Source organism: Citrobacter sp. Cpo103, from assembly GCF_030332605.1.
In the GTDB taxonomy this organism is placed as follows: domain Bacteria; phylum Pseudomonadota; class Gammaproteobacteria; order Enterobacterales; family Enterobacteriaceae; genus Citrobacter; species Citrobacter portucalensis.
The window spans coordinates 264,324-287,372 of sequence record NZ_JAOWHO010000032.1; the positions used below are offsets into that span (position 1 = coordinate 264,324).

Sequence of the window (23,049 nt, forward strand, 5' to 3'; positions counted from 1 at the left end):
GCGCTTCGCTTACCGGGCCTACAGCTAGCAACCGTCCCAGGCCGGATAAGCGCAGCGCCATCCGGCAAAAATGAGATAACAAAGATGAGTGAGAAAGCGACCTTCTGGCTGGGTATTGATTGCGGCGGTACATATCTGAAAGCAGGTTTGTATGATGCCAAAGGTCATGAACAGGGAATTAACCGGCAATCGCTGCAGACAATATCGCCATTACCAGGTTACGCCGAACGCGATATGCACCAACTGTGGCAACAGTGCGTCGCGACCATTGCCGGGCTGTTAAAGCGTACAGGCGTGTGCGGTGAGCAAATCAAAGGCGTCGGCATATCCGCTCAGGGCAAAGGTCTGTTCCTTCTCGATAAGCAAGATAAGCCGCTAGGCAATGCCATTCTCTCTTCTGACCGACGCGCGATGGACATCGTTCAGCGCTGGCAGCAGGATGGGATCCCTGAGCAGCTCTACCCGGTCACCCGCCAGACATTGTGGACCGGGCATCCGGCATCGCTCCTGCGCTGGGTGAAAGAGAACACCCCTCAGCGCTACGCGCAAATTGGAAGCGTCATGATGGGTCATGACTACCTGCGTTGGTGCTTAACCGGCGTCAAAGGCTGCGAAGAGAGCAATATCTCCGAGTCGAACCTCTACAACATGACCACGGGTCAGTACGACCCGAGGCTGACCCAGTGGCTGGGCATCAGTGAAATCGACAATGCCCTGCCCCCCATCGTTGGTTCAGCAGAAATATGCGGGGAAATCACCGCTCAGACAGCCGCCATCACCGGTCTGGCGGCGGGTACCCCCGTCGTCGGCGGACTGTTTGATGTGGTTTCCACCGCACTCTGCGCCGGTATCGAAGATGAACGCACCCTCAACGCGGTGATGGGTACCTGGGCCGTCACCAGCGGGATCGCTCACGGCCTGCGCGACCACGAGCCCCATCCCTATGTCTATGGTCGCTATGTAAATGACGGGCAGTACATCGTTCACGAAGCCAGCCCAACCTCTTCCGGCAATCTGGAATGGTTTACCGCCCAGTGGGGCGAACTCTCTTTTGATGAGATTAATCAGGCCGTTGCCAGCTTACCGAAAGCCGGTAGCGAGCTTTTCTTTCTGCCCTTTTTGTACGGCAGCAACGCCGGGCTGGAGATGACCAGCGGCTTTTATGGCATGCAGGCTATACACACTCGTGCCCACTTATTACAAGCCATCTACGAAGGCGTGGTTTTCAGCCATATGACCCACCTGAACCGCATGCGCGAACGTTTTCCGCAGGCACATACCCTGCGCGTTACTGGAGGTCCGGCCCACTCCGACATCTGGATGCAAATGCTGGCAGACGTCAGCGGTTTAAGTATCGAATTGCCACAGATTGAAGAGACCGGCTGCTTTGGCGCTGCGCTCGCCGCCCGCGTAGGCACCGGCGTTTATCACAATTTCAGCGACGCGCAGCGCAGCTTACAGCACCCGGTTCGCACACTGCTGCCAGACGCTACGGCGCATGCGAGCTACCTGCGTAAATACCGCCAATACCAGAATTTAATTACCGCACTACAGGGCTATCACGCCCGCATTAAGGAGCACGAATGATGAGTCGACCATTACTGCAACTGGCGCTCGACCACACCAACCTGCAGGCGGCCCAACACGATGTCGCACTGCTACAAGAGAGCGTCGATATCGTTGAGGCAGGGACGATTCTCTGCTTAACCGAAGGCCTGGCTGCCGTGAAAGCGCTGCGTACTCAGTGTCCAAATAAAATCATCGTTGCCGACTGGAAGGTGGCCGATGCGGGTGAAACCCTCGCACAGCAAGCATTTGGCGCTGGCGCTAACTGGATGACCATCATCTGCGCTGCCCCACTGGCGACGGTGGAGAAAGGCCATGGCGTCGCGCAGTCCTGCGGCGGCGAAATTCAGATGGAACTGTTCGGCAACTGGACGCTGGATGATGCCCGTGACTGGTATCGCGTTGGGGTTCGCCAGGCAATTTACCATCGTGGCCGCGATGCTCAGGCCAGCGGACAACAATGGGGAGAAGCGGATCTGGCGCGCATGAAAGCGCTTTCCGATATCGGTCTGGAGTTGTCGATTACCGGCGGGATTACGCCCGCCGACCTGCCGCTGTTTCGCGATATCAACGTTAAAGCCTTTATCGCCGGACGCGCGCTGGCTGGGGCACAAAACCCAACGCAGGTTGCCGCTGAATTCCATGCGCAAATCGACGCCATCTGGGGAGCACAGTATGCGTAATCATCCGTTAGGTATCTATGAAAAAGCGCTGGCGAAAGACCTCTCCTGGCCGGAGCGTCTGGTGCTGGCGAAAAGCTGCGGTTTTGATTTCGTCGAGATGTCGGTGGATGAAACCGATGAACGTCTGTCGCGTCTCGACTGGAGTCCTGCTCAGCGTGCATCGCTGGTGAGCGCAATGTTAGAAACCGGCGTGGCAATCCCTTCAATGTGCCTGTCCGCCCACCGTCGGTTTCCCTTTGGCAGCCGCGATGAATCAGTCCGTATTCGGGCACGCGACATCATGACCAAAGCCATTCGTCTCGCGCGCGATTTGGGTATCCGCACTATTCAACTGGCAGGTTACGACGTCTATTACGAGGAACATGACGAAGGTACGCAGCAGCGCTTTGCCGAAGGGCTGGCATGGGCAGTCGAGCAAGCCGCCGCCGCGCAGGTCATGCTGGCGGTAGAAATCATGGATACCGCTTTTATGAACTCAATTAGCAAGTGGAAAAAGTGGGATGAAATGCTGTCATCGCCGTGGTTCACCGTCTATCCGGACGTGGGCAACCTCAGCGCATGGGGTAATGACGTCACTGCCGAATTGACGCTGGGCATCGACCGTATCGCCGCTATCCACCTGAAAGACACGCTGCCGGTAACCGAAACCCATCCGGGCCAGTTTCGCGATGTGCCTTTTGGCGAAGGGTGCGTGGACTTTGTTGGTATCTTCAAAACGCTGCATGAGCTGAACTATCGCGGGTCGTTTCTGATTGAAATGTGGACTGAAAAAGCAAAAGAGCCGGTACTGGAAATTATCCAGGCACGACGTTGGATAGAAGCACGTATGCAGGAAGGAGGATTTCCATGTTAGAACAACTGAAAGCCGATGTGCTGGCGGCCAATCTGGCGCTTCCGGCTCATGGTTTAGTCACCTTTACCTGGGGTAACGTCAGCGCTGTGGATGAAACGCGTAAGCTGATGGTGATTAAGCCGTCCGGCGTGGAATATGACGTGATGACCGCCGACGATATGGTGGTGGTGGATATTGCCAGCGGCGACGTGGTTGAAGGCAGTAAAAAACCCTCATCTGACACGCCAACCCATCTGGCGCTATACCGTCGCTACCCTGAGATCGGTGGGATCGTCCATACTCACTCACGCCACGCGACGATCTGGTCGCAGGCGGGTCTTGATCTCCCGGCATGGGGCACCACGCATGCCGATTATTTCTATGGTTCAATTCCGTGTACCCGGCTGATGACCGTTGAGGAAATCAATGGTGAATATGAATATCAAACCGGTGAAGTGATCATTCAGACCTTTGAGCAACGCGATCTCAATCCGCTGCAGGTTCCGGCAGTGTTAGTACATTCACACGGTCCGTTTGCCTGGGGTAAAGATGCCGCAGACGCTGTACATAACGCAGTGGTACTCGAAGAATGCGCCTACATGGGGCTTTTCTCGCGCCAGTTAGCTCCGCAGTTGCCGGATATGCAGCCTGAGTTGCTGGATAAACACTATCTGCGTAAACACGGTGTGAATGCGTATTACGGGCAAAACTAACGTCCGGTGGCGCTGTGCTTGCACTGGTCTGTCATTTTGTAGGCCGGGTAAGCATAGCACCACCCGGCGATCCTCATTTACGCCGAATTAATATGCTCTTTGCAGTAGCGCCGTTTCCACGCCGCAGGCGTCAGGCTGGTATGTTTACGAAAGATTTTGCGAAAGTAACCCACATCATTAAACCCACATTTAATCGCCACTTCGGTAAGCGACAGCGAGTCACTGATCAACAGCTTTTCTGCCGCCCTTACCCGCTGGCGATGCAACGCTTCAGTTAGCGTCAGCCGGAAAACGCTCCGGAATACACGCCCCAGATAGTCGGCATTGCAATGCAGTTCTTTCGCCAGAGTTGAAGCACTAATCGGCAGGTGGAACTGGGTGTGGATTATTTGTTGCGCTTTCCATGCCAGCGCATTACCGGGGCTATCTGCGGGTTGCTCGCTAGCCGCCGCGGAGATTTGCTGCAAAATCAGCAGTAGGATCAGTTCCAACGCAACGCTGCGATGAATATTTTCCTGCTCGCGTAAGAACTGGCGAAACAGCGAAATAATATATTGTGGCTCGCTAACCCGGGCATGCTGAGGAATCGCAAGCAACGGTTCTGTAGGTGAAGCATCGTTTTCTGCTGTCACCTCAAAGTGTAGCCAGTAAAATTTCAAATCAGCCGGAAACTGTCCCACACCAATATGCGAACGCTGCGGCCATAGCAGCAAACTTTCTCCGGCATTCACGCAAAAAACGGTCTGGCCTTCGCGAATCGTTAATGTCCCTTTTTCGACAAAGATAATTTCCCAGGATTGCAATTGCCGCGCCGGATGGCTTCCCACACCTCGGGAAATAAATAGCCCACCATTTTGCACTTTAATCGGAAGAGACATGGATAATTCGAGCATATATATTCAAATTCCCGCTTATTTCATTATTTAAACCGATATTTATCATTGATTATTCACGATAAACTTGCTTTTCGCTGGATCGAAATCACATTTTTATAATGAAGTCGGAATTGTCATCTTTTTATACTTTTCTCTTCCCTTGTTGACCCAAACATTTCGTGCAGAATAAATAACGTACTTTGCAAATTACAAACAAATAACCCGCAACGTAGCGGGATACTTTCTGAACATCCTCTCCGGGAGTTATTTATGACTTCGGCTCCGATTACGACATCTGATTTGGCACAGCGTGCCCAGGACGACAAATTATCCCTGCGTGAAAAAATAGGTTATGGGTTAGGCGATGCTGGCGGGACGGTAATTACCTGTCTGATCATGAACTTCCTGACATTTTTCTACACCGATGTCTTCGGGTTAACGCCCGCGCTGGTCGGCACATTGTTTATTGCCCTGCGCGTATTTGATGCCATTTCCGATCCGATAATGGGCATACTTGCCGACCGCACGCAAAGCCGCTGGGGGCGTTTTCGCCCATGGCAGCTGTGGGTGGCAATTCCCATTGGCATCATTGGCGTACTCACGTTTACCGTCCCTGACGCCAGCATGAGCGTAAAAATCGCCTGGGCATTCGGCACCTATCTACTGCTTTCTGTCGGCTATACCGCCATCAACGTACCGTATTGTGCGCTGATCAACACCATGACGACCCGCCATAACGAGGTGATCGCCTGTCAGTCCTGGCGCTTTGTGCTGTGCGGCGTGGCGGGATTCCTTGTCTCCGTTGGTCTGCCGTGGATGGTGGATATTCTGGGTCAGGGCAATGCCGCGCAGGGTTATCAGTTCGGCGTGGGCATCCTGTGCGTCATCGCTGTGGTGATGTTCCTGTGCTGCTTCTTCTGGGTTCGCGAGCGTGTGCCGCTGGCGATGATGGGGAAATTTACCCTGCGTGAACACATTGGTGGGCTACGCAAAAATGACCAGTTGCTGCTGATGCTGGTGATGTCTTTCCTGCTGATTAACGTCTTCAATATTCGTGGCGGCGGGTACATGTATTTCATTACCTACGTGCTGGAAGGCAGTACAGCTTACACGTCGCTGTTTTTCACCATGGTGACCTTTGCGTCCATCATCGGTTCAGTGGTTGTCAGCCCGCTGACCCGCCGTATAGATACCGTCAAACTCTATTACTACACCAACCTGGTGCTGGCAGCCCTGGCAGTGATGATGTGGTTCCTGCCGACCGGTCCGGCTTATCAAACATTATGGCTGGCGGTGATCCTCGGCAACGGCATTATTCTGGGCTTCACGCTGCCACTGCACTTCTCGCTGATGGCCTTTGCCGACGACTACGGCGAGTGGAAAACCGGCGTGCGTTCTTCCGGCATGAATTTCGCCTTCAACCTGTTTTTCATCAAGCTGGCCTGGGCCTCGAGCGCGGGGATCATCAGCCTGCTGTTTATTTTTGTCGCCTATCAGCCAGGCGCTGGTAATCAAACCTCCAGTTCGCTGCAAGGAATTACCGCGATGGAAACGCTGCTGCCCGCACTGTTCCACCTGCTGCTGGCGCTGTCTGTCCGCATCTGCAAACTCAATAATCCGATGATGTCGCGCATTGCCACCGATCTGCGTCAGCGTCATGTACAGCCTTAAGGAGCACGAAATGAACGTACTGGAAGTCGACCTGCATAAGCTCACCGTCAGCGATCCGTTCCTCGGACAATACCAACAGTTGGTCCGTGATGTCGTGATCCCCTACCAATGGGATGCGCTCAATGACCGCATTGCAGAGGCGGAACCAAGTCATGCAATAGAGAACTTTCGTATCGCCGCAGGACTGCAGGATGGCGAATTTTACGGCATGGTTTTTCAGGATAGCGACGTAGCGAAATGGCTGGAGGCAGTCGCCTGGTCCCTGTGCCAGAAATCTGATGCGGAACTTGAGAAAACCGCAGATGAGGTCATCGAGTTGGTGGCCGCTGCGCAGTGTGAAGACGGCTATCTCAATACATACTTTACAGTAAAAGCCCCGGATGAACGCTGGACTAACCTTGCCGAGTGTCATGAGTTGTACTGTGCAGGTCATTTGATCGAAGCAGGCGTCGCGTTCTTTCAGGCGACGGGAAAACGTCGTCTTTTAGACGTAGTGTGCCGCCTGGCAGACCACATCGATAACGTTTTCGGGCCTGGAGAGAATCAAGTGCGCGGCTATCCGGGACACCCGGAAATTGAGCTGGCGTTAATGCGCTTATACGAAGTGACCCAGCAACCACGCTATATGGCGCTGGTAAATTACTTTGTGGAACAGCGCGGCGCGCAACCTCATTTCTATGATGAAGAGTACGAAAAGCGTGGCCAAACCTCTTACTGGCATACTTACGGCCCGGCATGGATGGTGAAGGATAAACCCTATAGCCAGGCTCATCAGCCCATTTCAGAACAGCAAACGGCGATCGGTCATGCAGTACGTTTTGTTTATCTGATGACCGGCGTGGCGCATCTGGCACGCTTGAGTCAGGACGAAGGCAAACGTCAGGATTGCCTGCGTCTGTGGAAAAACATGGCCCAGCGTCAGTTGTACATTACCGGCGGGATCGGTTCACAAAGCAGCGGCGAGGCGTTTAGCAGTGATTACGATCTGCCTAACGACTCCGTGTATGCGGAAAGCTGCGCCTCAATCGGTCTAATGATGTTCGCCCGCAGAATGCTGGAGATGGAGGCAGACAGCCAGTATGCCGACGTGATGGAGCGCGCCCTGTATAACACTGTATTGGGCGGGATGGCGCTCGATGGCAAGCACTTCTTCTATGTGAACCCGCTGGAAGTGCATCCTAAATCATTAAAATTCAATCATATTTATGACCACGTGAAACCCGTTCGTCAGCGCTGGTTTGGCTGCGCCTGTTGCCCGCCGAATATCGCCCGCGTGTTAACCTCAATTGGTCATTACATCTACACACCACGTCAGGACGCGCTGTATATCAATATGTACGTGGGCAATAGCATGGAAGTCCCCGTGGCGGATGGCTCGCTCAAGCTGCGCATTAGCGGGGATTATCCATGGCATGAGCAGGTGAAAATCGCCATCGAATCACCGCAGTCGATATATCACACCCTGGCCCTGCGCCTGCCAGACTGGTGCACCGCACCGCAGGTTTTACTGAATGGTCAGCCAGTTGAGCAGGATATTCGCAAAGGCTATTTGCACATCAGCCGAACCTGGCAGGAAGGCGATACGCTCAGTCTGACCCTGCCAATGCCGGTGCGTCGGGTGTACGGAAATCCATTAGTGCGCCATGTTGCTGGTAAGGTCGCTATTCAGCGTGGACCGCTGGTGTATTGCCTGGAGCAAGCCGACAACGGCGAGGAATTGCATAATATGTGGTTGCCAAAAGAGAGTGAGTTCAGAGTATTCGAGGGTAAGGGGCTGTTCAGCCATAAAATGTTAATTCAGGCTGAAGGCGTGAAGCAAAGTACAGCCGATGCAGCACAACAATCGTTGTGGCACTACGATGTTTCCCCAACTTCGCGTCAGGCGCATACATTGACGTTTATTCCGTGGTTTAGCTGGGCAAACCGTGGTGAAGGCGAAATGCGTATCTGGATAAACGAGCAGTAATTAAACCGTGCCGGATGGCGACGCTTCACGTCTTATCCGGCCTACAAAACCCATCCACGTAGGCCTGATAAGCAAAGCGCCATCAGGCACATATTTAAATCAGAAACGCCAGGTCAGACCGGACATAAAGGTGAAGCTGTCATCGCGATCAACCATTGGGCTATTTTTAATGTCATCCGGCAGTGCGCTATAGTTGGCGCTTGCCAGCAGCGTCAGGTTAGTGGTCAATGCGTATTTAGCGGACAGGCCAACATACGGTGTCCAACTATCGCCTGGGGAATAGCTTGATAAGCCACTACGACGGGACTCATTACCCGATATGCCGTAGTAGTATTCATTGAATTTTTCGTCATAGTAGAGCACGCCAATCGATGGCGTCAGCGTCAGCTTGCCCATCGGCATTGGACGGAACAGTGAAACTTCCCCTACCCAGCCATTACTGTTGTCCAGCACATCCGCAGCGGCGGAGACTTTCACGCTACCCCATCTTTCATGGTGATACCACGCGGCACCCGCCATTGCAGTTGCGTCACGCTTATCCAGCTTTTTCATCGCATGATCGTCATTATCGCCGGGATCAAACTCAAGCGGCATATAAGAGGCAGTAATACTAAATTCATTACTTTCACTCTTAGACAAAATATAACCTAGCGTTGTTTGCCTAAAATAAAATGATTCACTTTCGTAACTGACAAGCGGTACTGCGTGAACATTATCATTATATCCGCGATAAGGTGATTCATTATATACAGCACCAGCGCCAATAGAAAACTCTGCGGCAGTTGCACTCGCCATAAAAGAAAAGGCGAGCAGCGCCACAATATTGTGTTTAATTAACATGCCAACATTCCATTTTAAAATAAGCTACAAAGCTGGTGCATAATAATGCTTACAATTTCATCGGTGCAAGGTTCATATTTATATAGTAATATATAAAAAATTATATATATTGGGCTTGGCGATGAATAAATTACAACTTAAACACCGGGAGCTGAAGATTATTTCGGTAATCGCTGCCAGTGAAAATATCAGTCATGCCGCTACTGTTCTCGGCATCGCGCAGGCCAATGTCAGTAAATATCTTGCTGATTTTGAATCAAAAGTTGGATTAAAGGTGTTTGACCGCACCACCCGGCAGCTGACCCTCACGCCGTTTGGTATAGCGTTACTTCCTTACATCAATGACATGTTAGACAGAAACGAGCAGTTAAATAATTTCATTGCTGATTATAAGCACGAGAAACGTGGCAAAGTAACGGTATATGCCCCAACCGGTATTATTGCTTACTTATCGCAACATGTTATTGCAAAAATCCAGAATATCGGCGGCATTAGCCTCTCACTTAAAACATGTAACCTTGAACGAAAGGCATTTTATGAGGGTGTCGACTTTCCTGATGATTGTGATGTTTTAATCACCTATGCACACCCTAAAGATGAATCACTGGTCGCTAGTTTCATTACCAAATATGCAGTAACGGCTTTTGCCAGCCCTGAATATATCAAAGAACATCCTATTAAGAGTCCGGATGAACTGGAAGAACATTCCTGCATTCTTATTGATTCCATGATGATAGATGATGCCAATATTTGGCGCTTCACCTCCGCTGGCAGCAAGGAAATACACGATTATCGGGTGACCGGAAATTATGTCTGCGACAATACACAGTCTGCACTGGCGCTGGCACGTAACCATCTGGGCATTGTTTTTGCGCCGAATGCGAGTGTACAAAAAGACGTTCAATCAGGATTGCTGGTTCCATGTTTCTCAGAACAACATGAATGGTGGCTGGATTTGGTGGCGATTTTCCGCAAGCGCGAATATCAGCCATGGCGGGTACAGTTTATTCTTGATGAGATGCTGGCAGAGATCCGCCAGCAGCTTACTCAGTCGCTGGAGCAGCAGACTGAGCAAGCAAAATAGCCTGCGTCTAATGGTCGAGATACAGGTAATGCACCCAGCTGGTCATCCGTAGTAAGACCTTGCGCATGACCGACACATGTTCGAAGTGGTCAGAGTAAACGGCGACCTGGGCGTAAATCCCATCAGGTAACGCGTTCACATCCGCATTGTCGTTCAGCTCAATCGTGGCGATCACCCCTTCCGAACCGGGCGTAGAGTTTAAAGATTGCAGTGCCCCGTTCGACTGGTATGTACCACCCGGTACTGCCGGACTAATGGCGGCCAGTTTACCGCTAAACACCTTACCCGGCAGAGCGTTAAACACCACTTCCGCTTCATCGCCTGGCTCCAGCCGCAACAGCGAGTTTTGACGGAACTGGGCGATAATTTGTCTTTTTTGATCCGGGATGAATACCATTACCGGACGCATCGGCAGCGCGGCGGCATAGGTTCCTGGGCGCATCAGCACCTGCGTGACGTAACCATCGCTGGGCGCGCGAACCACGGTCTGGTCCAGGTTGAACTCTGCTTCCGCTAGCTGTGCTTTCAGGCTGGCAATTTGCGAATTCTCACCCAGTACCAGGCTGTCTAACTGACTCTGAATTTGCTGCTGTTCTGCAACGGAGGATTTCACCGAGGCTTCCTGCGCCAGGTAGTTTTGGCGCGCCGCATCGATATCGCGTTCAGAAAAAGGATTCACCTTCGCCTGACTCCCCTGCGCATAGCGCTGGTAATCTTTTGCCAGTTTGTCACGCGTGGCCTTTGCCCGCTGCGTGTTGGCTTTCATTTCGTCTAACTGCGCAACCAGAGCCTGCTCTTTATGCTGTGCGGTGACAATATCAGCCTTCAGGCGATCGACCCGCGCCTGATAACGCCCTGGATTAAGCTTAAACAGAACCTCGCCTTTTTTGATTAGCGTATTCTTCTTATCCGTCACTTCTGTCACTACACCCGTTACCTGCGGCACCACGGGAATAGAAATTACCGCTTTTTGTGCCTTAAATGTATACGGATGGTTATAATTCATCAGTAATATAAGTCCGCAAACAATGAATATACCGCCTAATGCCGCGGTAGGAACTGTCCATTTATTTACAGGAATTTTAAAAATTTTAAATATTGACCATGCACACGCCACATAGGTCAGAACAATCAGTAAATCCATCGATATTACTCCGCCGGAGAGGTCTTGGCCTCACCCAGTTTCTTTTCCAGATCCGCAACCCTTGCCTGAAGCTGGATCAGGGAAGAATCCGCGCTCTGCATACCCCATCCGCGCTCCGGGCGATAAAGCGTTGCCCAGATCCATAAAAAGGGCCAAATAACATGTAAGGTAAACAAACTAACCCAACCCGCAACATGTATTGCGTCGGCATGAGGATGGTTACGTTTCTTTGCAATTAGATAGGGAATATCATGCAGAATAATAATCCCGTAAAAAATGACCAGGAATACAAAAATAAGCACTCCTAATGCAAAATAATTAAGGAACATATTTGCCTCAGGGATTTAAATTAAGAATTTCGGATGCAATTTGATTTAAACAATAGAGTTGATAATAGTATTGGAATGACCAGATTGGATGCAATTATCTTATTTATATAACGATATATGGGTTTATATATACCCGTCGTCATTTGAGCTGCTTCTTTGTTGGCTGCGTTCGTTCACCCCAGCCACTTACCTGAGGACATAACTTGATGCCCGGTACGCTAAACGCGACCGGGCAGTAGGTGACGTGAAATTAAAACAGCCCCAGTGGTTTATCAGAGTAGCTCACCAGAAGGCATTTGGTTTGCTGATAATGCTCAAGCATCATCTTATGCGTCTCGCGCCCGATACCCGACTGCTTATAGCCACCAAACGCCGCATGAGCAGGGTAAGCATGGTAACAGTTGGTCCAAACTCGCCCCGCCTGAATCCCACGTCCCATTTTGTACGCCAGATTTCCATTACGACTCCAGACGCCAGCGCCAAGCCCATATTGGGTGTCATTAGCGATTTCCAGCGCCTCTTCCATGGTTTTAAACGTCGTGACAGCCAGCACCGGCCCGAAGATCTCCTCCTGGAAAACCCGCATGTTGTTCTTACCAAACAGAATGGTCGGTTCGAGGTAGTAACCCTCTTTTAACTCGCCATCCAGCTGCTTGCGCCGCCCGCCGGTGAGAACATCTGCTCCTTCTTTCTTACCAATGTCGATGTAATTCAGAATGGTTTCCAGTTGACCATGCGACACCTGCGCGCCCATTTGCGTCACGCTGTCTAACGGGTTGCCGCTACGGATACTTTCCACCCGACGAATGGCTCTTTCCATAAAACGTTCGTAAATGGATTCTTGTACCAGCGCACGACTCGGACAGGTACATACTTCGCCCTGGTTGAAGGCAAACAATGCAAAACCTTCCAGCGCTTTGTCAAAGAACGCATCTTCTTCATCCATCACGTCCGCAAAGAAGATATTGGGTGATTTCCCGCCCAGCTCCAGCGTGACAGGAATAATGTTCTGCGTGGCGTACTGCATGATCTGCTGCCCGACTTCCGTTGAGCCGGTAAACGCCACTTTCGCAATACGTTTTGACGTCGCCAGATACTCACCGATTTCCCCCCCTGCGCCGTTGACCACGTTCACCACGCCAGGCGGGAGCAGATCGCCGATGACTTCCATCAGCAACAGTACGGACAGTGGCGTCAGGCGCGCGGGTTTCAGCACCACGCAGTTACCGGCTGCCAGGGCGGGCGCCATCTTCCAGCTGGCCATCAATAGCGGGAAGTTCCACGGAATAATTTGCCCTACCACGCCAAGAGGTTCATGGAAGTGATAAGCCACGGTTTCGCTATCAACCTCGCTGATTCCCCCTTCCTGTGCACGAATACAGGACGCGAAATAGCGGAAATGGTCAATAGCCAGCGGCACATCTGCCGCGCTGGTTTCACGGATGGGTTTACCGTTATCCCAGGTTTCTGCCGTCGCCAGCAGTTCCAGGTTTTGCTCCATACGATCGGCGATTTTGAACAGAATCGCCGCTCTGTCCTGCACGGATGTCTGCGCCCACTTGTCTTTTACTTTGTGCGCGGCATCCAGTGCCAGATCGATGTCCTTTTTGCCGGAAGAGGCCACTTCGCACAGTAGTTGCCCGGTCACCGGTGTCAGGTTTTGGTAATACTCACCGTCCGCCGGGGCGACCCAGTCACCGCCGATAAAGTTATCGTATCGGGCTTTTAACTTCAGAGGGTAACCATACTCGCCGGGGTAAATACGCGTTGAAGGGGGGTTATTGGTCATGACCGTCTCCTTGCTGTAGGGGTACTACAAGGGTAGACGGGACTGGCGAATAATTCGCCAGCCTTTTACTGCTTTACGACAGGTATCACGAATTACATGGCAGCACGATAAATCGCCATGATTTCTTCATGTGTCGCCTGAATCGGGTTAGTGAAACCACATGCATCTTTCAGGGCGTTAGTCGCCAGAACGGCAAAATCTTCTTCTTTCACGTTCAGCTCACGCAACCCGGCTGGAATGTTCACTTTCTGCGCCAGTTCGCGGATCGCTGCGATGCAGGCTTCTGCCCCTTGCTCTTCGCTCAGACCAGCAACGTTCACACCCATTGCCGAGGCGCAATCGCGCAGGCGGGCGGCAGCCACTTTGCTATTAAATACCTGTACATGCGGCAGCAGTACGGCATTACATACTCCGTGTGGCAAATCGTAGAAGCCACCCAGCTGGTGCGCCATCGCATGCACGTATCCCAGAGAGGCATTGTTAAAGGCCATACCTGCGAGGAACTGCGCATAGGCCATGGCTTCGCGCGCCTGAGCATTGCTGCCCTCTTCCACGGCGACCGGCAGGTTTTCCGCAATCATGGTGACGGCTTTAAGCGCGCACGCATCGGTAATAGGGGTCGCGGCAATAGAAACATAGGCTTCAATAGCGTGAGTCAGCGCATCCATACCGGTAGCCGCCGTCAGAGACTTCGGCATACCGACCATCAGCGAGGAGTCATTGACGGACAGCAGCGGTGTAACATGCTTATCCACAATCGCCATTTTAATGTGGCGTACTTCATCGGTAATGATGCAGAAGCGGGTCATTTCAGATGCCGTACCCGCCGTGGTGTTGATGGCAATCATCGGCAGTTGCGGTTTTGCAGAGCGGTCAACGCCTTCGTAATCACTAATATCGCCGCCGTTAGCCGCCACCAGCGCAATCCCCTTCGCACAATCGTGCGGGGAACCGCCGCCGAGAGAAATAACACTATCACAGTCATTTTCTTTCAGCATTTTCAGGCCAGCAGCAACGTTACTGGTCGTAGGGTTAGGATGCGTACCATCATAAATTACGCTGAAAATATCACGTTCCTGCAGCGCTTTTTGAATTTCACTCGCCATACCTAATTTCGCCAGCATGGCGTCCGTGACAATCAGCGTACGGCGAAAACCATATTCCGCCATTGTATTCATTGCATCTTTTAATGAACCAGCGCCAATTACATTCACAGAAGGAATAAAAAATGTTGAAGCAGCCATTGTACGATCCTTAATTACTCAAAAGAGGTAGGAAGCATACGAGTGAAATTTCCAACAAAATATGATCGTGGTTGTTATTTTAATAACACTCACAATTAAAAAGCACATTAGGTTCATAATCTAATGTGCTTATTTCAATCAACATCTATTTTGTATTAATTCATTTAATCCATGAATTAATTGTTTCATTATTTTTCAGGGAACAGCAATGCATCGCGTAATAAATGATCATTTCCCCGACGACGAGTAAAACCAATGCGGTCAAAATATTCCAGAATCTGAATAGCCAATTTGCGCCCGACGTTAAGTCTGTCGCGAAAATCGGCTGCACAGGTCGATCCCCGTTCCTGATCCAGTTCGCGGATCATATTGGCAAAGGCCACAATTCGATCGTTACGGTAATAACGATCTTTCACGATCGCGGTGATGATGCCTTGCTGCGCCGCCTGACGTAATGACACACGCATCATCTGCTCATCCGTGCCCGTCTGTTTTGCCAAATCGCGCACCCACCACGGCTCATCGCCAAAAAGCGGTTCTACTTTTTGCCAGATTGCCAACTGCTCATCGCTGAAACCCGCCTTATGTTCCGGCAAATGCAACCAGCCATGATGGCTATGGATGGCGCCACTCTCGCGCATCTTTTCAATCAGCAGCAAGACCAGCGCTTCGTCTTCCATCGGCAAAGCCATACGGCGCAGGCGCTCGCGCCCGGGCCCTGGTTCATCACGGTGCTGCTCATGGTAGGTCGCCAGCGTATCGAGAACTTTCCGCTGCCAGCGCGCGGCAACGGGGGCATTCAACAGGCTGTATCCCGCCTGAATAAATCCATGTTGCTCAATCAACGGACGCATACCGTTGCCATTGAGCTGACGCGCCCAGGCAAAGTCAGGAATATTCACCGCCCCACGCGTCAGGTGCAGCGCCAGAGCGTCACCGTCAGTCTGCGCGTTTTCCAGCGCCGACAGCCACTGCAAATACTCCGGCTTACGTTTTCCGCGACGCGGCGGATTGAGCGTGACCACGCGCGCGCCAGCCAGCGTCGTACGGGCAGAAATATCGCGCAGCACCAGACGGTCGTTATCGGCGAGCCAGAGTGGTGTATCAAACACCAGTTCCGCCAGTGTCCCTTCAAGCAGCGAGATACGCCCGGTAACATGGCTAGCCGCGTGGTGAATATGCAGCGGTTGCCACTGCATCAGCGGCGCGGCATGTTCTAAAGAAACAATCACGCGGGTAAAAGCCTCTGGCGGCGCATCGGAAAGCAGCCAGTCGCCACGGTTTAGTTCTTCTTTTTGCGCATCGCCGGCAATATTCAGCGCAATACGTTGTCCCGCTTGCGCGCGGTCGGTGGCCTGATTTTGTGCATGCAGGCTACGTACGCGCATCGGTTTGTTGACGCCCGTGAGCCACAGCGTGTCACCGACATTCACTTCACCGCTGAGCGCCGTCCCGGTCACCACCAGCCCTGCGCCTTTGACCGTAAAGGCGCGGTCAATCGCCAGGCGGAAGCTGTGATCGCGGGCATGCTCGCGCGACGTTAATTGCAACAAATGGTCACGCAGTTCCTCGATGCCACGGCCTTCACTGGCCGCAGTGACGAAAAGCACCGACTCCGCGAAACCATAATTCCCCAGCGTGGCCTGAATCTCCGCACGCACCTCTTCAATTCTTGCTTCGTCTACGCGGTCGGCTTTCGTGAGCGCCACGGTGATCTGCGGATTGCCCGTCAGCTGCAGAATTTGCAAATGCTCACGGGTTTGCGCCATTACGCCATCATCACACGCCACCACCAGCAACGCGTGATCGATGCCGCCGACCCCCGCCAACATGTTGGACAGAAACTTTTCGTGTCCAGGAACGTCGATAAACCCCAGCACCCGCCCGTCCGGCTGCGGCCAGTAGGCATAACCGAGATCGATGGTCATGCCGCGCTTTTTTTCTTCCGGCAGACGGTCGGCATTTACGCCAGTAATCGCCTGTAATAACGTTGTTTTTCCGTGGTCAACGTGTCCGGCGGTTGCAATAATCATTTCAGCATCATCTCCATAAACCGGGTCTCGTCTTCAAGGCAGCGCAGATCCAGCCATAAGCGGCCATCATAAATTCGCCCAATAATCGGCACGGGCAGCGTACGCCAACGGGCTGCCAACGCTTCGAGGCGGCTCCCGCGCCCGTCATGTGGGGTAAAGGTTAGCGCCGCGCTGGGCAGCCTATCAACAGGTAGTGAGCCGCTGCCAATCTGCGACAGGCAAGGCATCACATTCAGGGCGAACTCATCACCGTAATGCTCTGCAAGCTGTGCCTGTAATTGCTGTGCCTGCGCGTGGATTGCCTCTTGTGAGCGGGTGAGCTGGCGCAACGTCGGCAACTTCGCCGCCAGTGCTTCAGGGTGCAGGTAGAGCCGTAGCGTCGCTTCCAGAGCAGCCAGCGTCATTTTATCTGCCCGTAATGCGCGTTTCAGCGGATGGCTCTGCAAACGAGCGATCATCTCTTTTTTACCGACAATTATCCCGGCCTGCGGCCCGCCCAGCAGTTTATCGCCGGAGAAACTCACCAGACTGACGCCAGCAGCAATCAGTTGCTGCGGCATCGGCTCCTGCGGCAAGCCATACTGGCTGAGATCGACCAGCGAACCGCTGCCCAAATCCGCCACCACCGGAACATCCAGCTCCTGGCCAATGACGGCCAGCTCCGCCTCATCCACCGACTTTGTGAAGCCTTCAATGCTGTAATTACTGGTATGCACTTTCATCAGCAGAGCGGTATTTTCATTCACCGCCTGGCGGTAATCTTTCGCATGCGTCCGGTTGGTGGTCCCCACCTCGCGTAGAATGCATCCGGCCTGACACATGACGTCCGGAATACGAAACGCGCCGCCTATTTCCACTAGCTCGCCGCGAGACACAACCACCTCTTTGCCGTTCGCCGTGGCAGCCAGCATAAGCAGAACAGCTGCCGCATTGTTATTGACGATACAGGCGTCTTCCGCCCCCGTCAGACGGCAGAGTAAATCCGCCAGGGCCCGATCCCGATGTCCCCGACCGGCATCATCCAGACTGTATTCCAGCGTCACCGGCGTGCGCATCGCCTGTACCACCGCCTCAATTGCTTCTTCGGCCTGCGACGCGCGACCAAGGTTGGTGTGCAGCACCGTTCCGGTCAGGTTAATCACTGGACGCAGTGCGCTTTGTGATTCTCGTTCCAGCCGGGCACTGGCTTCTTGCGCCCAGTCTTCACACCATGCCGGGAGCGCATGCGTGTCGCGAATAGCTTCTCTGGCTTCGTCGAGCATGTGACGCAGCAGGTCAACCACCCGGGTATGACCGTGAGATTCACGTAAGGCTGAGAAGGCGCTATCGCGCAATAAACGATCGATAGCAGGAAGCTGGCTGTAGAGTGAACGCAAGTCGCTTGTCATGAAAGGGCCTGGCTGTTGGTGACCCTCTCCACCGTAGAGAGGGATATCGATATAGGAAGGATTGTACCGTGACTTTGCTCAGGCGGACATAATACGCATCAAGCCTTTGGCGGTTCTGTACGGGCAAAACTCTCGCGTTGAAAGAGCGTTTCCACCAGTTTGACCAGACGCGGACGGTCCACACACCAGCCAGGTGCGACCCGACGGAAATTGAGATAACCGACGGCACAGGCAATCGCAATGGTTGCCAGGTTAACCGTATCCGTTTTCAGTGTACCGTCCGCCAGATAACCTTCCAGCACATCCAGACTACGGGTGATCTTCTCACGCTGACGTAACAATTCAGTTTCTGACTGCTGCGCTGCAGGGCGAGCCTGTTCGCGCACCGAAACTAAACCGGCATCCATAATACCGTCTGCCAACGCTTCCAACTGGCGTACCTTCAGCGCGGCCAACGGATCACGCGGCAGCATGGCTGGTGCAATATCCAGTAGCTCTATATATTCCGCGATGACAGGAGAGTCAAACCAGTACTCGCCCTCATCGGTGACCAACGCAGGTACTTTGCCTAACGGGTTATAGCGCGCCACGCCGCTATCCGCGTTGTAGGGGAGTTCATTCACAAATTCGAAAGTGATGCCCTTTTCCAGTAACAGAATCGAAATTTTACGCACAAAAGGGCTGGTATAGCTGCCAATGAGTTTCATGCCGGGTCCTTTTTGCCAACAAAAAAGCGGTGCCCAACGATAGTGGGACACCGCTTAGTATGGCTCAGGTCACTGAAAATGGCAGGTGATGGAAGTCTCAATGATCCAAATAAAGGTAATGCATCCAACTGGTCATGCGCAGCAGCACTTTACGCATTACCGACACGTGGGCGAAATGGTCAGAATAGACCGCGACCTGGGCATAGATACCGTCCGGCAGCGCATCCACATCGGCATTCGGATCCAGCTCAATTGTTGCCAGCACGCCATCGGTACCCGGCACCACCGTTAAGGACTGTAACGCCCCCTGCGCCTGATAAGAACCACCCGGAACGACCGGAAGAATACTGGTTAGCTTGCCGGTGAAAACCTGGCCAGGCAGCGCGTTAAACACCACTTCCGCTTCATCGCCTGGTTTAAGGCGCAGCAGCGAGTTCTGGCGGAATTGCGCCACGATTTGCCGTTTTTGTTCAGGAATAAACACCATTACCGGACGCAAAGGTAATGCTGCTGCGTAAGTCCCCGGACGAATTAAAATCTGCGTGGCATAACCGTTGCTGGGGGCACGAACTACCGTCTGTTCAAGATTATATTTAGCCTCGGCGAGCTGGGCACGCAGGGATGCAACCTGAGATTGCTCCCCGTTGACCATACTGTCTAATTGACTCTGAATCTGCGTCTGTTCTGCCACCGAGCCTTTGACCAGCGCATCCTGTGCCAGATAGTTTTGCCGGGCGTTATCGATATCGCTTTCAGAGAACGGGTTAACCTTCGCCTGGCTGCCTTTCAAATAACGTTGATAATCCTTATACAGGCGATCACGTTCCGCAGACACGCGGGTAGTATTAGCGACCGCTTCCGACAGTTGCGCTTTTAGGTTGTCGATATTATGCGTCGCGGTTACCAGGTCGGCCTGCAGTCTGTCTACACGCGCCTGATAACGTACCGGATCGAGCTTAAACAGCACATCGCCTTTTTTAATGAGCTGATTATTCTTATCCGTTACCTCACTAACAATTCCTGTGACTTGCGGAGTGACCGGAATTGAAATAACCGCTTTTTGCGCCGTAAAGGTATACGGGTGGTTATAGTTCATTAATAAAATCAATCCCGCAACAATGAACACCCCACCTAATGCAGCGGTAGCAAGCGTCCATTGGTTTACCGGAATACGGAATATTTTAAAGATGGCCCAGGCAAAGGCCACATAGGTCAGGACTATCAACAAATCCATGATTAAATCTCCGGAAAGGTGGAGTTATCGGTTTTTTTCTCCCCATCCAGTCTTTTTTCCAACTGGGTGATTCGCGCTGCCAGCGCGGCAATCTCAGGGTCTGACTCCTTTCCGGTCGGTGTGATGTGTGACTGCATTCCCCATCCCTTTTCAGGCTGGTAGAGCGTGGCCCAGATCCACAGGAACGGCCAAATAACATGAAGAGTGAACAAGCTCACCCATCCTGCAGTATGGATGGCATCGGCATGGGGATGGTTACGTTTTTTAGCCATGTTATAGGGAATATCATGAATGGCGATGATTCCGTAAAACAGAACCAGAAAAACGAAGATCAGCACGCCCAGTGCGAAATAATTTAGAAACATACCTGCCTCGAATTCACGCTAATTAGAGTTTTTTTATGCCGGCAGCCGTATGCACCCTGGCTGATGTTTTGAACATAACTGCAGTTAGGGGTTTTCGCCATATCACAAAAAAATATTTTTTCTGGCGAGAAGTTGCTTTGTTTTGCAATAAAAATGTCAGGAGTAGAATCTGCCGCAGATCACATCTGCTCAAATCCAGATAAAAATACTTTGCGATCCACATCACAAAGATTCAACAAACAGCAAAACCAAAAATGTGAATTAGTTCACATTTAATCCCCATTTTTCATTAAATCTAACCCTGTGATGTTTTTTTGTACCGTTAATTTGTGATGCAAATCACATTAACTAACGCCATACACCCTATATTTACGTGACGAATGTCACATAAAAGGCCGTCGACTGGACAGTTGAACGATTCAGTGCCAGATTTCGCAGTATCTACAGGGTCCGGCTACCTCCTGCCGCTACATTAACAAACCTCGGGCTTTCAGCCTGCGCGATAGCAAACATAAGAAGGGGTGTTTTTATGTCATCCGATATTAAGATCAAGGTGCAAAGCTTTGGTCGATTCCTCAGCAACATGGTGATGCCAAATATCGGCGCGTTTATCGCGTGGGGTATTATCACCGCATTATTCATTCCGACAGGGTGGTTGCCGAACGAAACGCTGGCGAAGCTAGTCGGCCCGATGATCACCTATCTGCTGCCGCTGCTGATCGGTTATACCGGTGGTAAGCTGGTTGGCGGCGAGCGTGGCGGCGTGGTTGGCGCTATCACCACCATGGGCGTTATCGTCGGTGCAGATATGCCAATGTTCCTCGGCGCGATGATCGCAGGTCCGCTGGGCGGCTGGGCTATCAAACATTTCGACAACTGGGTAGACGGTAAGATCAAATCCGGTTTTGAGATGCTGGTGAATAACTTCTCCGCTGGCATCATCGGTATGATCCTCGCCATTCTGGCATTCCTTGGCATTGGCCCATTGGTTGAAGCGCTGTCAAAAATTCTGGCGGCAGGCGTTAACTTCATGGTTGTCCATGACATGCTGCCGCTGGCATCTATCTTCGTTGAACCGGCGAAAATCCTGTTCCTCAACAACGCCATTAACCACGGTATTTTCTCACCGCTGGGTATTCAGCAGTCCCATGAGATGGGCAAATCCATCTTCTTCCTGATTGAAGCTAACCCGGGTCCGGGTATGGGCGTCCTGCTGGCGTACATGTTCTTCGGTCGCGGCAGCGCTAAGCAGTCTGCAGGCGGCGCGGCTATCATCCACTTCCTGGGTGGTATCCACGAAATTTACTTCCCGTACGTGCTGATGAACCCGCGCCTGATCCTGGCCGTTATTCTCGGCGGTATGACTGGCGTATTTACCCTGACTATCCTGAACGGCGGTCTGGTTTCTCCGGCGTCTCCGGGTTCTATCCTGGCCGTGCTGGCAATGACGCCGAAGGGTGCTTACTTCGCTAACATCGCTGCTATCTGCGCGGCTATGGCAGTCTCTTTTGTGGTCTCAGCCATTCTGCTGAAAACCAGCAAAGTGAAAGAAGATGATGACATTGATGCCGCAACCCGTCGTATGCACGACATGAAAGCGGAATCCAAAGGCGCATCTCCGCTGGCGGCTGGCGATGTAACCAACGACCTGAGCCATGTGCGTAAAATCATCGTTGCCTGCGATGCTGGTATGGGTTCCAGCGCCATGGGTGCGGGCGTACTGCGTAAGAAAGTGCAGGATGCGGGGCTGTCTCAGATTTCCGTCACTAACAGCGCGATTAACAATCTGCCGCCGGATGTGGATCTGGTCATTACCCACCGTGACCTGACCGAACGTGCGATGCGCCAGGTGCCTCAGGCACAGCACATTTCGCTGACCAACTTCCTCGACAGTGGCCTGTACTCCAACCTGACCGAACGTCTGGTCGCTGCGCAGCGCCACAACGTGAACGAGGAGAAAGTTCGCGACCACCTGAAAGACAGCTTTGAAGAGGGTGATACCCACCTGTTCAAACTGGGTGCGGAGAACATCTTCCTTGGCCGTAAAGCGGCTAACAAAGAAGAAGCGATTCGCTTTGCTGGTGAGCAACTGGTGAAAGGCGGTTACGTTGAGCCAGAATACGTTGAGGCGATGCTGGACCGTGAAAAACTGACCCCGACTTACCTGGGTGAGTCCATCGCAGTACCGCACGGTACGGTTGAAGCCAAAGACCGCGTGCTGAAAACCGGTGTGGTGTTCTGCCAGTACCCGGAAGGCGTTCGCTTCGGTGAAGAAGAAGACGATATTGCCCGCCTGGTGATTGGCATCGCAGCGCGTAACAACGAGCACATCCAGGTGATTACCAGCCTGACCAACGCTCTGGATGATGAATCCGTGATCGAACGTCTGGCCCATACCACCAGCGTGGATGAAGTTCTGGAACTGCTGGCGGGTAAAAAAGCTTAACGCTTAAGTATCTCCAAAATAGTTCGAGCTGCAGGAAGGCGGCAACGCAGTGAATCCCCAGGAGCGTACATAAGTACGTGACTGGGGTGAGCGAGGAGAGCCAACGCATCTGCAGTTCGAAATATGAAGGCGATATCCTC

At 52.4% G+C, this 23,049-nt stretch carries 19 protein-coding genes; 8 read left to right on the forward strand and 11 right to left on the reverse strand.

Annotated features, from left to right (window positions below):
- The first annotated feature begins 84 nt into the window (after positions 1 to 84).
- From OGX89_RS13895 to araD, 4 genes are read left to right on the forward strand one after another with little or no spacing between them, the layout of a single operon-like run.
- A complete protein-coding gene (locus OGX89_RS13895; RefSeq protein WP_126956472.1) occupies positions 85 to 1,587 on the forward strand; it encodes an FGGY-family carbohydrate kinase in 1,503 nt (500 codons plus the stop codon).
- Entirely contained in the window at positions 1,587 to 2,249 is a 663-nt protein-coding gene (gene ulaD / locus OGX89_RS13900; RefSeq protein WP_126956584.1) for a 3-keto-L-gulonate-6-phosphate decarboxylase UlaD, read from the forward strand. The genes OGX89_RS13895 and ulaD overlap by 1 nt, the downstream gene beginning before the upstream one ends.
- Positions 2,242 to 3,102 carry an L-ribulose-5-phosphate 3-epimerase gene (locus tag OGX89_RS13905; RefSeq protein WP_003827352.1) on the forward strand — a complete coding sequence of 287 codons (861 nt, stop codon included), beginning with the start codon at positions 2,242 to 2,244 and terminating at the stop codon, positions 3,100 to 3,102. Before ulaD ends, OGX89_RS13905 begins: the two co-directional genes overlap by 8 nt.
- Entirely contained in the window at positions 3,096 to 3,794 is a 699-nt protein-coding gene (araD, locus tag OGX89_RS13910) for an L-ribulose-5-phosphate 4-epimerase (RefSeq protein WP_003827351.1), read from the forward strand. Before OGX89_RS13905 ends, araD begins: the two co-directional genes overlap by 7 nt.
- Before the next feature lie 77 nt (positions 3,795 to 3,871).
- Here araD and OGX89_RS13915 read toward each other — a convergent pair whose 3' ends face one another.
- Positions 3,872 to 4,687, reverse strand: coding sequence for a helix-turn-helix domain-containing protein (locus OGX89_RS13915; RefSeq protein WP_126956474.1), 816 nt, complete (start codon positions 4,685 to 4,687; stop codon positions 3,872 to 3,874).
- 252 nt (positions 4,688 to 4,939) lie between these two features.
- Between OGX89_RS13915 and OGX89_RS13920 the strand changes: the two genes are divergently transcribed.
- Together OGX89_RS13920 and OGX89_RS13925 are read left to right on the forward strand one after the other, a co-directional pair.
- Entirely contained in the window at positions 4,940 to 6,340 is a 1,401-nt protein-coding gene (locus OGX89_RS13920) for an MFS transporter (protein WP_126956476.1), read from the forward strand.
- Positions 6,341 to 6,350: 10 nt separating this feature from the next.
- Complete coding sequence (locus OGX89_RS13925; RefSeq protein ID WP_126956478.1) at positions 6,351 to 8,306, forward strand: glycoside hydrolase family 127 protein; 1,956 nt, start codon at positions 6,351 to 6,353, stop codon at positions 8,304 to 8,306.
- Between the two features lie 99 nt (positions 8,307 to 8,405).
- Here OGX89_RS13925 and OGX89_RS13930 read toward each other — a convergent pair whose 3' ends face one another.
- Positions 8,406 to 9,146, reverse strand: coding sequence for a MipA/OmpV family protein (locus OGX89_RS13930; protein WP_003827347.1), 741 nt, complete (start codon positions 9,144 to 9,146; stop codon positions 8,406 to 8,408).
- Positions 9,147 to 9,267: 121 nt separating this feature from the next.
- Between OGX89_RS13930 and OGX89_RS13935 the strand changes: the two genes are divergently transcribed.
- Positions 9,268 to 10,230, forward strand: a complete 963-nt coding sequence (locus tag OGX89_RS13935; RefSeq protein WP_126956480.1) for a LysR family transcriptional regulator — start codon at positions 9,268 to 9,270, stop codon at positions 10,228 to 10,230.
- Between the two features lie 7 nt (positions 10,231 to 10,237).
- Here the strand turns inward: OGX89_RS13935 and OGX89_RS13940 are convergent, their stop codons facing one another.
- The 9 genes from OGX89_RS13940 to OGX89_RS13980 form a co-directional block, all read right to left on the reverse strand.
- Entirely contained in the window at positions 10,238 to 11,374 is a 1,137-nt protein-coding gene (locus OGX89_RS13940; protein ID WP_003827345.1) for an HlyD family secretion protein, read from the reverse strand.
- Positions 11,375 to 11,379: 5 nt separating this feature from the next.
- Positions 11,380 to 11,703 (reverse strand): DUF3302 domain-containing protein, encoded by a 324-nt coding sequence (locus OGX89_RS13945; protein WP_003024200.1) that lies wholly within the window; start codon positions 11,701 to 11,703, stop codon positions 11,380 to 11,382.
- Between the two features lie 250 nt (positions 11,704 to 11,953).
- Positions 11,954 to 13,492 (reverse strand): aldehyde dehydrogenase AldB, encoded by a 1,539-nt coding sequence (gene aldB, locus OGX89_RS13950; RefSeq protein WP_003827344.1) that lies wholly within the window; start codon positions 13,490 to 13,492, stop codon positions 11,954 to 11,956.
- A 92-nt stretch (positions 13,493 to 13,584) separates the two neighbouring features.
- Positions 13,585 to 14,736 carry an L-threonine dehydrogenase gene (gene yiaY, locus OGX89_RS13955; protein ID WP_003827343.1) on the reverse strand — a complete coding sequence of 384 codons (1,152 nt, stop codon included), beginning with the start codon at positions 14,734 to 14,736 and terminating at the stop codon, positions 13,585 to 13,587.
- A 188-nt stretch (positions 14,737 to 14,924) separates the two neighbouring features.
- Positions 14,925 to 16,769, reverse strand: coding sequence for a selenocysteine-specific translation elongation factor (selB, locus tag OGX89_RS13960; protein ID WP_126956482.1), 1,845 nt, complete (start codon positions 16,767 to 16,769; stop codon positions 14,925 to 14,927).
- A complete protein-coding gene (gene selA, locus OGX89_RS13965) occupies positions 16,766 to 18,157 on the reverse strand; it encodes an L-seryl-tRNA(Sec) selenium transferase (RefSeq protein ID WP_003827341.1) in 1,392 nt (463 codons plus the stop codon). Before selA ends, selB begins: the two co-directional genes overlap by 4 nt.
- A 98-nt stretch (positions 18,158 to 18,255) precedes the next feature.
- Positions 18,256 to 18,864 (reverse strand): glutathione S-transferase, encoded by a 609-nt coding sequence (locus OGX89_RS13970; protein WP_003827340.1) that lies wholly within the window; start codon positions 18,862 to 18,864, stop codon positions 18,256 to 18,258.
- A 97-nt stretch (positions 18,865 to 18,961) separates the two neighbouring features.
- Complete coding sequence (locus tag OGX89_RS13975; protein WP_003827339.1) at positions 18,962 to 20,098, reverse strand: HlyD family secretion protein; 1,137 nt, start codon at positions 20,096 to 20,098, stop codon at positions 18,962 to 18,964.
- Between the two features lie 2 nt (positions 20,099 to 20,100).
- Positions 20,101 to 20,463 (reverse strand): DUF3302 domain-containing protein, encoded by a 363-nt coding sequence (locus tag OGX89_RS13980; protein ID WP_003827338.1) that lies wholly within the window; start codon positions 20,461 to 20,463, stop codon positions 20,101 to 20,103.
- 529 nt (positions 20,464 to 20,992) lie between these two features.
- Here OGX89_RS13980 and mtlA point away from each other — a divergent pair.
- Positions 20,993 to 22,909 carry a PTS mannitol transporter subunit IICBA gene (mtlA, locus tag OGX89_RS13985; RefSeq protein WP_003827337.1) on the forward strand — a complete coding sequence of 639 codons (1,917 nt, stop codon included), beginning with the start codon at positions 20,993 to 20,995 and terminating at the stop codon, positions 22,907 to 22,909.
- Positions 22,910 to 23,049: the final 140 nt, after the last annotated feature.

Bases quoted from the DNA above. Each gene is read 5' to 3' on its own strand.
- OGX89_RS13895 (WP_126956472.1), top strand. From the start codon at position 85: ATGAGTGAGAAAGCGACCTTCTGGCTGGGTATTGATTGCGGCGGTACA.
- ulaD (WP_126956584.1), top strand. From the start codon at position 1,587: ATGAGTCGACCATTACTGCAACTGGCGCTCGACCACACCAACCTGCAG.
- OGX89_RS13905 (WP_003827352.1), top strand. From the start codon at position 2,242: ATGCGTAATCATCCGTTAGGTATCTATGAAAAAGCGCTGGCGAAAGAC.
- araD (WP_003827351.1), top strand. From the start codon at position 3,096: ATGTTAGAACAACTGAAAGCCGATGTGCTGGCGGCCAATCTGGCGCTT.
- OGX89_RS13915 (WP_126956474.1), bottom strand. From the start codon at position 4,687: ATGCTCGAATTATCCATGTCTCTTCCGATTAAAGTGCAAAATGGTGGG.
- OGX89_RS13920 (WP_126956476.1), top strand. From the start codon at position 4,940: ATGACTTCGGCTCCGATTACGACATCTGATTTGGCACAGCGTGCCCAG.
- OGX89_RS13925 (WP_126956478.1), top strand. From the start codon at position 6,351: ATGAACGTACTGGAAGTCGACCTGCATAAGCTCACCGTCAGCGATCCG.
- OGX89_RS13930 (WP_003827347.1), bottom strand. From the start codon at position 9,146: ATGTTAATTAAACACAATATTGTGGCGCTGCTCGCCTTTTCTTTTATG.
- OGX89_RS13935 (WP_126956480.1), top strand. From the start codon at position 9,268: ATGAATAAATTACAACTTAAACACCGGGAGCTGAAGATTATTTCGGTA.
- OGX89_RS13940 (WP_003827345.1), bottom strand. From the start codon at position 11,374: ATGGATTTACTGATTGTTCTGACCTATGTGGCGTGTGCATGGTCAATA.
- OGX89_RS13945 (WP_003024200.1), bottom strand. From the start codon at position 11,703: ATGTTCCTTAATTATTTTGCATTAGGAGTGCTTATTTTTGTATTCCTG.
- aldB (WP_003827344.1), bottom strand. From the start codon at position 13,492: ATGACCAATAACCCCCCTTCAACGCGTATTTACCCCGGCGAGTATGGT.
- yiaY (WP_003827343.1), bottom strand. From the start codon at position 14,736: ATGGCTGCTTCAACATTTTTTATTCCTTCTGTGAATGTAATTGGCGCT.
- selB (WP_126956482.1), bottom strand. From the start codon at position 16,769: ATGATTATTGCAACCGCCGGACACGTTGACCACGGAAAAACAACGTTA.
- selA (WP_003827341.1), bottom strand. From the start codon at position 18,157: ATGACAAGCGACTTGCGTTCACTCTACAGCCAGCTTCCTGCTATCGAT.
- OGX89_RS13970 (WP_003827340.1), bottom strand. From the start codon at position 18,864: ATGAAACTCATTGGCAGCTATACCAGCCCTTTTGTGCGTAAAATTTCG.
- OGX89_RS13975 (WP_003827339.1), bottom strand. From the start codon at position 20,098: ATGGATTTGTTGATAGTCCTGACCTATGTGGCCTTTGCCTGGGCCATC.
- OGX89_RS13980 (WP_003827338.1), bottom strand. From the start codon at position 20,463: ATGTTTCTAAATTATTTCGCACTGGGCGTGCTGATCTTCGTTTTTCTG.
- mtlA (WP_003827337.1), top strand. From the start codon at position 20,993: ATGTCATCCGATATTAAGATCAAGGTGCAAAGCTTTGGTCGATTCCTC.